Annotated in this window: 11 protein-coding genes; 4 read left to right on the top strand and 7 right to left on the bottom strand. The window is 70.9% G+C overall.

The genetic code is table 11. The features are described 5' to 3' along the window. Positions 1 to 1392 precede the first annotated feature (1392 nt). The 6 genes from ABD830_RS19125 to ABD830_RS19100 form a co-directional block, all read right to left on the bottom strand. A complete protein-coding gene (locus ABD830_RS19125; protein ID WP_344988885.1) occupies positions 1393 to 2016 on the bottom strand; it encodes an AAA family ATPase in 624 nt (207 codons plus the stop codon). Between the two features lie 89 nt (positions 2017 to 2105). Continuing rightward, positions 2106 to 2540, bottom strand: coding sequence for a GNAT family N-acetyltransferase (locus ABD830_RS19120; protein WP_344988883.1), 435 nt, complete (start codon positions 2538 to 2540; stop codon positions 2106 to 2108). 88 nt (positions 2541 to 2628) lie between these two features. Next, on the bottom strand, positions 2629 to 3765 hold the full coding sequence (locus ABD830_RS19115) for an acyl-CoA dehydrogenase family protein (RefSeq protein ID WP_344988881.1): 1137 nt from the start codon (positions 3763 to 3765) through the stop codon (positions 2629 to 2631). A gap of 2 nt (positions 3766 to 3767) precedes the next feature. Further along, the gene (locus tag ABD830_RS19110) at positions 3768 to 4673 is read right to left on the bottom strand and encodes a hydroxymethylglutaryl-CoA lyase (protein WP_344988879.1); all 906 of its coding nucleotides are present in this window, start codon (positions 4671 to 4673) and stop codon (positions 3768 to 3770) included. 1 nt (position 4674) lies between these two features. Then, positions 4675 to 6612, bottom strand: coding sequence for an ATP-binding protein (locus tag ABD830_RS19105; RefSeq protein WP_344988877.1), 1938 nt, complete (start codon positions 6610 to 6612; stop codon positions 4675 to 4677). Positions 6613 to 6616: 4 nt separating this feature from the next. Continuing rightward, the gene (locus ABD830_RS19100) at positions 6617 to 8185 is read right to left on the bottom strand and encodes a carboxyl transferase domain-containing protein (RefSeq protein WP_344988875.1); all 1569 of its coding nucleotides are present in this window, start codon (positions 8183 to 8185) and stop codon (positions 6617 to 6619) included. A 62-nt stretch (positions 8186 to 8247) separates the two neighbouring features. On the opposite strand from ABD830_RS19100, the gene ABD830_RS19095 reads away from it, so the two are divergent. The 4 genes from ABD830_RS19095 (at position 8248) to ABD830_RS19080 (ending at position 11351) form a co-directional block, all read left to right on the top strand. Then, entirely contained in the window at positions 8248 to 8841 is a 594-nt protein-coding gene (locus ABD830_RS19095) for an SACE_7040 family transcriptional regulator (RefSeq protein WP_344988873.1), read from the top strand. Positions 8842 to 8925: 84 nt separating this feature from the next. Further along, positions 8926 to 9516, top strand: coding sequence for a PadR family transcriptional regulator (locus ABD830_RS19090; RefSeq protein WP_344988871.1), 591 nt, complete (start codon positions 8926 to 8928; stop codon positions 9514 to 9516). Then, a complete protein-coding gene (locus ABD830_RS19085; protein ID WP_344988869.1) occupies positions 9517 to 10494 on the top strand; it encodes an ATP-binding cassette domain-containing protein in 978 nt (325 codons plus the stop codon). Then, positions 10491 to 11351, top strand: coding sequence for an ABC transporter permease (locus ABD830_RS19080; protein ID WP_344988868.1), 861 nt, complete (start codon positions 10491 to 10493; stop codon positions 11349 to 11351). Before ABD830_RS19085 ends, ABD830_RS19080 begins: the two co-directional genes overlap by 4 nt. Before the next feature lie 68 nt (positions 11352 to 11419). On the opposite strand, the gene ABD830_RS19075 is transcribed toward ABD830_RS19080, so the two are convergent. Continuing rightward, positions 11420 to 12763, bottom strand: a complete 1344-nt coding sequence (locus ABD830_RS19075; RefSeq protein ID WP_344988867.1) for a hypothetical protein — start codon at positions 12761 to 12763, stop codon at positions 11420 to 11422. Positions 12764 to 12878: the final 115 nt, after the last annotated feature.

Here is a 12878-nt window from a genome sequence, read left to right as displayed (position 1 = left end):
ATCGAGGCGCAGGCCGCGCTCAGCAAGGTCGGCGACTGGCTCGGACTGGGCGTGGCGACCTGGTGAACATCTTCAACCCGGAATGGTGATCTTCGGGGGGATGCTGCGGGAGAGATCTACCTCGGGTCGGCGGCGCAGGTGCGTACCCAGCTCGTCCTGCACGCGATGGCGCCGCAGCGGGAGAGGCTGCGGCTGCGCACGTCCTCGCTCGGGGACGCCGCCACGCTGGCGGGCGCGGGCTGAGCTGGCCTTCGCCCACGTCCTCGCCGACCCTCTGGAGGTCCATGGCCCGGGCCAACGCCTGACCGGGACGCTCAGGTGACCTTGGACGTGATGGCCGTCCACGTGTTGCAGAAACCCGTGGCGCCGCCGCGGTAGCCGCGGTCCCTGCCAGAAGGCGAGGTTGCGCGGGCTTGCCGTGGATCGCGCTCTCGTCCGCCCTGCGCACGGCGTCGATCCAGTCGTCCCACTCGATCCCGGGTTGATCGACTCGAGGGCGAGCTGTAGAAGACGCCGGCGAAGCATTCGGCCTGCATCTCCAGCCGGTGGCTCAGCAGTGCCCGCGAGCTGTCCGAAGCGGGCCAGTAACAGCGCGTTCTGCGCGTCCAGCACGCCGATGAGCTGCTGCACGTGGTGCCCCCACTCGTGGGCGACCGAGTGCGCGATGTTCATGCGGAACGGGTCGCGCAGGTCCTGCTTCATGATGCGGATGACGATCGTGCGCTGCCCCGGGCAGTACTGCGCCCCGTGCTGGTGATCTTCCCGCAGACGGAGTCGCTCCCCGTCGTGATCGTGACCTCGGGCGAGGTGTACGTCAGGCCGGCGGCCGCGAACTGGGCGGCCCAGAAGCGTCGGCGCATCCGGCCATCGCCCGGTGGAAGGACTTGAGCGAGGCGACGCTCCCCCCGCGGATCTGCGGATCGCGCACTCCTGGGCGGCCACGTGACCGCCGGTCATCCCCGACAGGCCGGCCTGCGCGATGCTCGACGCCCGCCCGGCCGGCCCGGGAGAAGAGAAGCAGACCCGCGACCAGTCACGTTGGCCCCGCCACCGCGGGCCGCAGCGCGCGGGAGAGCGCGCTTCTCGTCGAGTCCGGCGACGGCGGAGAGCAGGTCGTGCTCGATGCGCTGGCCGCCGGCGCTGCCACGCGCAGCAGCTCCTGCGTCTCGTCAGGGCAGCGCTCGACGCCGGCCAGCAACAGGTCGCCGCAGCGACTCCGGCAGCGCGTCCACCCCCGTTCCCCTCGCTGAGCAGCGCCTCCACGAACAGCGGGTTTCCCTCGCTGCGCGCGTAGATCTGTGTCCATGAACGGCGGGGGACGGCTCCCGCTCCAGATGCTGGCCGCCTGCGCGACGGCCTCCGCTGCGGGTGAGCCGTGCGCAGCTCGGACCCTCACCGCACCCACTCGACCCGGCCCAGCTCGGCGAGGAGGCGGCCGCAGCGGTGGGTGCGGTGCAGCTCGTCGGTGCGGTATGTCACCACGATCAGCAGGCCCGCCGCGCTGGGCTGGTAGCGGACCAGGAACGACAGCAGGTCGCGGGTGGACCGGTCGGCCCAGTGCGCGTCCTCGACGATCAGCAGGGCTGGACGCTCTTCGGCCAGCCGCTCCAGCAGCCCGAGCACCTGCTCGAACAGCCGCGCCCGCGCCTCGGGCCCGTCCTTGTCCGGCTCCCCGAACTCCGGCAGCAGCCGCGCGAGCCCCCGCGTGGTGCCACCGGGGACGAGCGCCGCGACGCCGTCGCGGCCCAGCTCGCGCACGAGCCCGCGCAGCACGGCGGTGAACGGCGCGAACGGCAGGCCCTCGGTGCCCAGCTCCAGACACCCGCCGACGAGCACCAGAACGTCGTCGGCCCGGTCGGTGAACTCCCTGATCAGCCGTGTCTTGCCGACCCCCGCCTCGCCGCCGACGAGCACGGTGGAGGACGCGCCGGCGCGCGCCCTGGCCAGCGCATCGCCCAGAACGGCGAGCTCGCGCGCTCGCCCGACGAACCGAGGGCTGATGGCGTGGATACTCACGCCCTAAGGATGCCATCCGGAGACGACAGAATCCCCCGCCGGTCACCCGGCAAACGCGAGGCGATGGGCTGGCGGGGGCTAGCCGTGGGCTAGCGGAGGACCTTGCGGAAGAACGTGGCGGAGGCCTCGTAACCCAGCGCGTGGTAGAACTCCGGTGCCCGACGCGTGGCCATCGCCACGTATTTGGCCTCACGCGACCGCGCCCAGCGCTCGAACTCCTCCAGGAGGGCCCGCCCGATCCCCTGCCGCCGCGACCCGGACCCGACCATGGCCTCCTCGACCCAGGCCACCGGCCCGTTCGCGAACAGCGTCAGGTGGACGAACCCCAGCAGGTAGCCGTGCACGCGCCCGCCGACGACGGCTGTGAGCAGCAGGGCGTCCTCGTTCGCCAGCAGCTCGGGCAGGGCGGCGTCGAAGGCCCCGCGCTCGGGCCTGAACGTCAGCCCGAACTCGCGGGCCAGCGCGAACACCTCGTCCGCGTCCGCCTTCTCCGCCCTCCTGATGAGAAGATCTTCAGCCGTCATGGAAGATGACACTAGATCTTTCAACCTTCCTCACGCAAACCCCTGGACCTGCCGCTCGCGTGGCGCCTCCGGACCCTCGATATGACGCTCAGAGGTCGCCCAGGCCGAGCTGGCGGGCGATGAGCATGCGCTGCACCTCGCTCGTACCCTCACCGATCTCCAGCACCTTGGCGTCCCGGTAGAAACGCGCGACGGGGAACTCGTTCATGAACCCGTACCCGCCGAACACCTGCGTGGCCTCCCGCGAGTTGTCCATCGCCGCGTTCGACGAGACCAGCTTGGCGATCGCGGCCTCCTTCTTGAACGGCGCCCCGGCCAGCATCTTCTCGGCCGCGTGGTAGTAGGCCAGGCGGGCGGTGTGCGCGCGGGCCTCCATGTCGGCGATCTTGAACTGGATGGCCTGGTAGTGGCCGATCGGGTGGCCGAAGGCCTTCCTGTCCCTGACGTACTTGAGGCATTCGTCCACGCAGCCCTGCGCCAGCCCGACGCTGAGCGCCGCGATGGCGATGCGGCCCTCGTCGAGGGTCTGCAGGAACTGCGCGTAGCCGCGGCCGCGCTCGCCCAGGAGGTTCGCGGCGGGGACGCGGCAGTCGGTGAAGGACAGCTCGCGGGTGTCGGAGGCGTTCCAGCCGACCTTGGAGTACTTCTTCGACACCTGGAACCCGGGCGTGCCGCTCGGCACGAGGATCGTGGAGATCTCCCGCTCGCCGGTGAGCGCGGCCACGCCGACGACGGCGGTGATGTCGGTGCCGGAGTTCGTGATGAAGGACTTCGTCCCGTTAATCACCCATTCGGCCCCGTCGAGCACGGCCGTGGTGCGCATGCCGCCCGGCACGTCGGACCCGCCGCCCGGCTCGGTCAGCCCGAACGCGCCCATCGCCGAACCAGAGGTCAGCTTGGGCAGCCAGTGTCCGCGCTGCTCGTCGGTGCCGAACCGGTAGATCGGCATCGCGCCCAGCGACACCGCGGCCTCGAGCGTGATCGCCACGCTGGAGTCGACGCGGGCCAGCTCCTCCAGCGCCAGGCACAGCGCGAAGTAGTCGCCGCCCATGCCGCCGTACTCCTCGGGGAACGGCAGCCCGAACAGCCCCATGGCGCCCATCTGCCGCACGATGTCGTACGGGAACTCCTCGCGCTCGTAGTAGTCGCCGATCACCGGCGCGACCACCTCGCGGGCGAACGACTCGACGGTCTTGCGCAGCTCTTCGTACTCGTCCTTGAGCATGATCAGCCTTTCGACAGCGCCTGCACGACGCGGGACGGGCTGGGCCGGCCGAGCAACCGCGCCAGCCAGGTGCTGGTGTCCACGAGCTTGCCCAGGTCGAGCCCGGTCTCGATGCCGAGCCCCCGCAGCATCCAGACCAGGTCCTCGGTGGCCAGGTTGCCGGTGGCGGACTCGGCGTAGGGGCAGCCCCCGATGCCGCCCGTGGAGGCGTCGACCGTGGTCACGCCCGCTCTCAACGCGGCCAGGGTGTTGCCGAGCGCCTGGCCGTAGGTGTCGTGGAAGTGCACGGCGAGCCGCTCAGGCCGGCGGAACGCCTCGATCAGCGCGGTCACGTGCCCCGGCGTGCCGACCCCGATCGTGTCGCCGAGCGACAGCTCGTAGCAGCCGAGCCCGAGCAGCCGCTCGCCGACCGAGACGACCTGCGCGATCGGCGTCGGCCCCTCCCACGGGTCGCCGAAGCACATCGACACGTACGCGCGCACCCGCACGCCGCTGTCCAGCGCCCTGGCCACGACCGGCTCGAACATGTCGAACTGGCTGTCCAGGCTCCGGTTCAGGTTCTTGGCGGCGAACGTCTCCGTGGCACTGGCGAAGATCGCGATCTCGTCCACGCCGCGTTCGAGCGCCCGGTCCAGGCCGCGCTGGTTGGGGACCAGCACCGGGTAACGCACGCCGGGCTTCCTGTGCAGCCGGCCGACCAGCTCGTCGGCGTCGGCGAGCTGCGGCACCCACTTGGGGTGCACGAAGCTGGTCGCCTCGATCACCTTGTGGCCGGCGTCCGCGAGCCGGTCGATGAACTCGGCCTTCACCTCGACGGGCACGACCGCGGCCTCGTTCTGCAGCCCGTCGCGCGGTCCGACCTCGTAGACGGTGACCTGCTGCGGCAGACCTTCCATGTGGTACGGCATCTCACAACTCCCCGGTGCTCACCACGGCCAGCACGGCGTCCATGTCGACCGGCTGGCCGGCCTGGACCGGCAGCTCGGAGACCACGCCGTCGCGCGGGGCGGTCACCGTGTGCTCCATCTTCATGGCCTCCACGATGACCAGCGGCTGCCCCTCCCTCACCCGCTCCCCGACCTGGGCCTTGACCACCAGAACGGTGCCGGGCATGGGGCTCCTGACCACGCCGTCGCCCATGTCCGCCGCACCGGGCCGGTCACCGGGGTCGCCGATGAGGTGCCGGGTGAGCGCCCACGCCTCGCCGTCCCTGCCGAGCCAGAGCGTGTCGGCGTGGCGTACGTGGAGGTAGCCGTCGGTACGGCCGCCGATCGTGACCGTCAGGTCCGCACCGCTGTGCTGGAGACGCGCGGGGACGGTCTCGTCGTTCATCCGGATCTCGGCCGACTCGCCGGGCAGGCCGCGGACCTGGACCGCGTGCACGCCGCCTCTGGACTCCAGCCGCCACGTCGTCCAGGCGGGCTCGCCGATCCGCCATCCGTCCGTGACCTCCCACGGGTCGTCGCCCTGGGGCATGGCGTGGAAGGCGAGCGCCGCCGCCGCGAGCACCTCGCCGGGCACCTCCACGGACGGGACCAGCTCGGGAAGCACCCGCTCGACCAGCCCGGTGTCCAGCTCGCCCGCTCGGACGGCCGGGTGCCCGGCGAGGGCCCGCAGGAACGGGATGTTGGTGACCACCCCGAGGACGGCCGTGCGGGCCAGGCCGCGGTCGAGCGTCCTCAGCGCCGACTCCCGGTCCGGCGCCCAGGCGACGACCTTGGAGAGCATCGGGTCGAACTCGCTCCCCACGACCCCGCCTTCGACCAGGCCCGAGTCCACCCGCACGCCGTCACTGGGCTCGCGGAGCACGAGCACGTGGCCGCCGGTGGGCAGGAAGCCGCGCGCCGGGTCCTCGGCGTAGACGCGGGCCTCGACGGCGTGCCCGTCGAGGCGCACGTCCTGCTGCCCGAACGGCAGCCGCTCCCCCGCCGCCACCCGCAGCTGCAGCTCCACCAGGTCGAGGCCGGTCACGAGCTCTGTGACCGGGTGCTCGACCTGCAGCCGCGTGTTCATCTCCATGAAGTGATACGCGCCGGTGGTCCCGTCCACGATGAACTCGACCGTGCCCGCCCCCACGTACCCCACGGCGCGCGCGGCCTCCACCGCCGCCGAGCCCATGCGGGCGCGCGTCTCGGGGCTCACGAAGGGCGAGGGCGCCTCCTCGATGATCTTCTGGTGCCTGCGCTGCAGGCTGCACTCGCGCTCGCCCAGGTGCACGACGTCGCCGTGGGTGTCGGCCAGGACCTGGATCTCGATGTGGCGCGGGCTCTCGACGTACCGCTCGATCAGCAGCGTCCCGTCGCCGAACGCCGCCCGTGCCGTACGGCGGGCCGACTCCAGCGCGTCGGGCAGCTCGGCGGCCGACCGCACCAGCACCATGCCCTTGCCCCCGCCGCCCGCGGAGGGCTTGATCAGCGCGGGGAAGTCGCGCCAGGACTCCAGCGAGTCGCCGGGCTCGGCCCCGCCGGGCACCACGGGCACGCCCGCCGCGGACACGGTGGCCTTCGCGCGGATCTTGTCGCCCATCGCCTCGATGGCCGCGGCGGGCGGCCCGACGAACACCAGCCCGGCCTCGGCGCACCGCCGCGCGAACGCGGCGTTCTCGGAGAGGAACCCGTATCCGGGATGGACGGCCTGAGCGCCCGCGGCGTGAGCCGCCCCGATAATCGCCTCGATATCCAGATATTTCGGCACCTGGAGGGCCAGGTCGGCCTCCAGCACGTGACGCGCCCCGGCGTCCGACGGCGTGTGCACGGCCACCGACGTGATGCCGAGCCGGCGCAGCGTGCGGATGACACGTACGGCGATCTCGCCCCTGTTGGCGATCAGAACACGGTCGAACAACATCGCGTCACATCCGGAAGACGCCGTAACCGGCGGGCTCGAGCGGGGCGTTGGCCGCCGCGGACAGCGCCAGGCCGAGGACGGTGCGGGTGTCGACCGGGTCGATCACGCCGTCGTCCCACAGCCTGGCCGTGGAGTAGTACGGGTTGCCCTGGTGCTCGTACTGGGCCCTGATCGCGTCGGCGTCGGCGGTGCCGACGGTGGTGAGCACGTTGGCGGCCTGCTCGCCGCCCATGACCGAGATGCGGGCGTTCGGCCACATCCACAGGAACCTGGGCGAGTACGCCCGCCCGGCCATCGCGTAGTTCCCCGCGCCGAAGGAGCCGCCGATGACCACGGTGAACTTGGGCACCCGGGCGCACGAGACCGCGGTGACCATCTTGGCCCCGTGCTTGGCGATGCCGCCCGCCTCGTACGCCTTGCCCACCATGAACCCGCTGATGTTCTGCAGGAAGACCAGGGGGATCCGCCGCTGGTCGCACAGCTCGATGAAGTGCGCGCCCTTCATGGCGGACTCGCTGAACAGGATGCCGTTGTTCGCCACGATCCCCACGGGGTGGCCGTGGAGGTGGGCGAACCCGGTCACGAGCGTCGAGCCGTACTCGGCCTTGAACTCCAGGAAGCGCGACCCGTCCACGATCCTGGCGATCACCTCGCGCACGTCGTACGGCTGGCGCGTGTCGCCGGGCACGATCCCGTACAGGTCGCGCGGGTCGTGGCGGGGCGGCTCGGGCGCGACCGTGTCCCAGGGGCGCGGGGCGCGCGGGGCGAGCGTGGAGACGATGTCGCGGACGATGGCCAGCGCGTGCGCGTCGTCCTCGGCGAGGTGGTCGGTGACGCCGCTGGTGCGCGCGTGCAGGTCGCCGCCGCCCAGCTCCTCGGCCGTGACCTCCTCGCCGGTGGCCGCCTTCACCAGGGGCGGGCCGCCCAGGAAGATCGTGCCCTGGCCGCGCACGATGACGGCCTCGTCGCTCATCGCGGGCACGTACGCGCCGCCCGCCGTGCACGAGCCGAGCACGGCGGCGATCTGCGGGATGCCGCGGGCCGACATGGTGGCCTGGTTGTAGAAGATGCGGCCGAAGTGCTCGCGGTCGGGGAACACCTCGTCCTGCTTGGGCAGGAACGCCCCGCCGGAGTCCACGAGGTAGACGCACGGCAGGTGGTTGTGCAGGGCCACCTCCTGCGCGCGCAGGTGCTTCTTGACCGTGATCGGATAGTACGTGCCGCCCTTGACGGTGGCGTCGTTGGCGACGACCACGCACTCGCGGCCCGAGACCCGGCCGACGCCTGTGATGATCCCGGCGGCGGGCGCCTGGTCGTCGTAGAGCCCGGTCGCGGCCAGCGGCGACAGCTCCAGGAAGCGTGAGCCGGGGTCGAGCAGCCCGTCCACGCGGTCGCGCGGCAGCAGCTTGCCGCGTTCGACATGCCGCTTGCGCGAGCGCTCGGGGCCGCCCCGGGCTGCGGCGACCAGGCGCTCGAGCAGCTCGGCGGCGAGCCGCTCGTTGAGCTCGGCGTTGCGTTTGTACGCCTCGCCGCCGGGATCGGCGGCCGACTTCAGCACCGGCCAGTCGCTCATGACTCCCCTCTCATAGCACGAGATGTTAGTCATCATTAACGTAGTCGTCTAGCATGTGAGACGTGACCACCACCGCCCCTACCCGGAATCGGCGCAACAGGCGCGGGGAGATCCTGGAGGCGGCGGCCCGGCTGTTCGCCGCGCGCGGCTTCCACGGCGTCTCGATCGAGGACATCGGCGGCGCGGTCGGCGTCTCGGGCCCCGCGCTCTACCGGCACTTCAGCGGCAAGGACGCGCTGCTGTCGGAGATGCTGCTCGACGTCAGCTCGCGGCTGCGCGAGTCGGCCGTCGCGGCGGTCACCTCCTCCCGGGATCCGCAGGAGACGCTGGACGCGCTGCTCAAGGTGCAGATCACGTTCGCGATCGAGCAGCCGGCGCTGATCACGGTGCACGACAGGGAGCTGGGCAACGTGCCGGAGCCCGAGCGCCGCCAGATCAGGCGGCTGCAGCGGCTCTACGTCGAGGAGTGGGTGACCGTGCTGGCCGAGCTGCACCCCTCGTGCCCGGCCGCGCGGCTGCGGGCCGCGACGCACGCCGTGTTCGGGCTGCTCAACTCCACGCCGCACAGTGCGGGCGAGCTGCCCGCACAGGACATGCGGCCGCTGCTGCACGCCATGGCGCGGGCGGCGATCGGCGCCTCCGTTAACGGTTACTAACTTTCACGGGCCTGTCCGATCCGCCCTTGTTCATGCCAACTATCTAGATATATCGTCAAGATATCTCGATAGTTGGAGGCAATCATGCGTGATCCCGACTTCTGGGATGCTCCACCACCCCCTCCTATGCCGCCGCCGGGGCCGGGCGCGTTCGGCGCGCCCCCGTTCGCGCCGCCCCATCCGCCCCCGCACGGTCCCGGGTTCGGCCCGGCCGGGCACTGGGAGACGCCCGCCCCGCGGGTCCGCCGCGGCGACGTCAGGGCGGCGCTGCTGGCGCTGCTCCTGGAGGGGCCGCAGAACGGCTACCAGATGATCCAGGACATCGAGGAGCGCAGCCGCGGCGTGTGGCGACCCAGCCCCGGCTCGGTGTACCCGGCGCTCCAGCAGCTCGAGGACGAAGGCCTGGCGACCGGCGACGAATCCGGCGGGAGCCGTACGTACAGCCTGACGGAGCAGGGTCGCCGGCAGGCGGCCAGGCACGCCGACGAGGCGCCGTGGGACGAGGTCGCCCGCTCGGTGCCGCAGGACCACCACGAGCTGCGCGTGCTCTGGGGCCAGCTCAACGAGGCCTTCTCCCACCTGGTCCGCACGGCCAGCGACAGTCAGCTGGCGCAGACCAAGGAGCTGATCAAGAAGACCCGCAGATCGATGTTCCAGATCCTGGCGGAGGACTGAATGACCGTGGACGCGGCGATCGTCGTTCGCCAGCTGCAGAAGACGTACGGGAAGGTCGAGGCCGTCAAGGGCGTCGACTTCGAGGTACGGCCCGGCGAGGTGTTCGGCTTCCTCGGCCCGAACGGCGCAGGCAAGACCACCACCATCAGCATGCTCTGCACGCTGGTGAACCCCACCGGCGGCAGCGCCACCGTGGCGGGCCACGACGTGGTGCGGGAGCGCGACGAGGTGCGCAGGAACATCGGCCTGGTCTTCCAGGACCCCACCCTCGACGGCTACCTGAGCGCCGAGCAGAACCTGCGCTTCCACGCCGAGCTGTACGGCGTGCCCAAGAGCATGGTCGACGACCGGATCCGCCAGGTCATGGAGATGGTCGCGCTGTGGGACCGCAAGGACGCCAAGGTGATGACGTTCTCCGGCGGCATGAAGCGGCGCCTGGAGATCGCCCGCGGCCTGCTGCACTCGCCGCGCGTGCTCTTCCTGGACGAGCCGACCGTGGGGCTCGACCCGCAGACCCGCTCGGCCATCTGGGGCTACATCAACCAGCTGCGGCTGCTTGAGGACATCACCATCTTCATGACCACCCACTACATGGACGAGGCTGAGTACTGCGACCGGATCGCGATCATCGACCACGGCGAGGTCGTCGTCATCGACTCGCCCGAGGCGCTGAAGGCCAGCGTCGGCAAGGACCGGGTGCAGATCCAGACGGCCGACGACGCGGCGGCGATCAAGGCGCTGCAGGAGCGGTTCGGCCTGGAGGCGGCCGTGCGCGAGGGCGCGGTGACGTTCGCGGTGGCCTCGGGCGAGGAGTTCGTGCCCAGGCTGTTCGCCGAGCTCGGCATGCCGATCACGTCGGTGAGCGTCTCGCGGCCGTCCCTGGATGACGTGTTCATGTCGTACACCGGCTCCACGATCCGCGACGCCGAGGCCGGCGCCGACAACATGACGTGGATGAGAGCGATGGCGAGGCGATGACCATGGCGACAGAGGCCATCAGCGTCCGCGTGCCGGTGCGCAGCGCCGGGCACGACCTGCGGGCGATCAAGATAGTGCTCCACCGGGAGATGCTGCGCTTCCTCAACGACCGCACCCGCATGCTGTCGATGCTGGTGCAGCCCGTGCTCTGGCTGTTCGTCATGGGCACCGGGCTGGGGTCGCTGGTGCGGGGGTCGATCCCGGGGATCGACTACCGCACGTTCATGTATCCCGGCATGATCTCCATGACCGTAATCATGACCGCGATGTTCTCGGCCGGGTCCATCGTGTGGGACCGCGAGTTCGGCTTCCTCAGGGAGATGCTGGTCGCGCCCGTCTCCCGGGGCGCGATCGTGATCGGCAAGTGCCTGGGCGGCGCCATCGTGGCCACCGGCCAGGGCATCGTCATCCTGGCCCTGGCAGGACTGGTGGGGGTGCCCTACTCGCCCCCGCTCTTCGTGACGCTGCTGGCGGAGATGTTCCTGGCGGCGTTCACGATCACGGCCTTCGGGGTGATGCTGGCCGCCCGGATGAAGAACATGCAGACCTTCTTCGGGCTGATGCAGATGGCGATCATGCCCATGATGTTCCTGTCGGGGGCGATGTTCCCGCTGGCCAACCTGCCCTCGTGGCTGCACGTGCTGACCGTGGTCAACCCGATGACGTACGCGGTGGACCCGCTGCGGGAGGCGGTCTTCTCGTATCTGGACGTGCCCGCGCAGGTGAACGCCGTGCTGAACCCCGGCGTCCGGTGGTTCGACTTCCACGTGCCGGTGGCGCTGGAGATCGGGGTCGTGGCCGCCCTGGGGCTGGCGCTGCTGGGGGTCGGGATCGCGGAGTTCAGGCGGGCGGAATAGCCGCCGTACGAACTGAGGCCCGGGGATGGCGTCCCCGGGCCTCAGCCGTCGATCAGGCGATCAGGCGGTCAGCGCTTCACGCGGACGTAGTCCGAGCCGCTGGTGTCGCCGTAGGCGTCATCGTCGCCGGCGAACACGAAACGCCACCGGCCCGAGTTGTACGCCTTGACCTTGGTGTAAAGGCTGCCGCTCGAGTTCGACCAGGTCGTCTTCACGTACTGCCACTTGTGGGAGCCGGCACGCTTGAAGTAGAGCGCCACCTTGCCGCGGTAGCCCTCCCAGGTGCCCTCGTCGTCGATCTGGAGCTTGCCGGTGACCTTCACGTACTTGCCGCGCTTGACCGGCTCCGGGTACGCGTTGAACTTGATCAGCCGGCTGTCCGCCTTCTCCGGCGCCGGGGCGGGCTGGTCGACCTGGACCCAGTCGGCGCCGCTGACCGAGCCGCGCACGCCGCGGGCGCCCGCGTACTCGGCGCGCCACCAGCCAGAGGTCTGCGCGGTGGCGGAGGCCCAGAAGCGGCCGTGGCTGCCGGTCACGTCGCTGGTGACGTACTCCCACCGGTGCGAGCCGGCGGCCCGGAAGTAGATCGACACGCGCTCGCCGGGGACGCCGTCGCGGCCCTCGACCTGCAGGGCGCCGCCGAACGTGAGCCGGTCGCCCTTGTCCACGGGCTCCGGCCGGGCGTCGAAGCCGACGATCCGGCTGTCGACGTCGCCACGCCTGACGTCGACCCTGTCGGTGTCGCTGACCGAGCCCTTGGCCACGGACGTGCCCGTGAACTCGGCCCGCCACCAGCCGGTCTCATCGGCCCGTACGGCGGCGCTGAACGAGCCGTCGGCGCGGCTCGTCACCTTGGTGACGTGACGGTAGGCGTCGGTGCCGCGCTCGCGAAAGGTGATCACGACGGCCTGCCCGCCGTACCCCTTGCCGTCGGCCAGGAGCCGCCCCGAGACCTTGACCAGGTCGCCCTTGTCCACGACGTCGGGACTGGCGCCGAAGTCGACGATCTTGGTGTCGAGCGCCTTCTTGAAGACGACCTCGAACGTGCCGCCGCGTGAGGTGCCGCCGGCGATGGCGAGCCAGCTCCACGTGCCGGCGTTCGCCGAGTCGAAGGACCTGGTGCCGGTCCACCTGGTCCAGTCGCCGTCCTTGGTGGGCGTCAGGTCGACGGGCTTGCCGACGCTGATGTCACCCGGGGGCTTGAGCTGGAGCTCGGCCTTGTCCGTCCCCTTGGTGGCAAAGCGGAACGTGGCCGTGACCGCGCCGTTCGTGACGTCGATCGGGGGACCGGGATTGATCCCCACCCGGGTGACGACCGGGTCCACGGCCGCCGTCGCGGCCGTCGGTGCCAGGACGAGAGCCCCGGCGCCCAACGTGACGGCGAGGGCCGCCACGCGAATGCGTTGCAACATGCGGGTTCCTTTCTGGATACCCCAGGGGTTCAACGCGGCATTGAGGGTGCCACGTATGTCATGGGAGTAGACGTCCGCATCTGCCTAAAAGTTGTGAAATCTGACAAAAAGTTAT

Source organism: Nonomuraea helvata, assembly GCF_039535785.1.
GTDB lineage: Bacteria > Actinomycetota > Actinomycetes > Streptosporangiales > Streptosporangiaceae > Nonomuraea > Nonomuraea helvata.
Note: the sequence above shows the minus strand (reverse complement) of the source record. Positions and strands in the feature narration are given on the sequence as shown.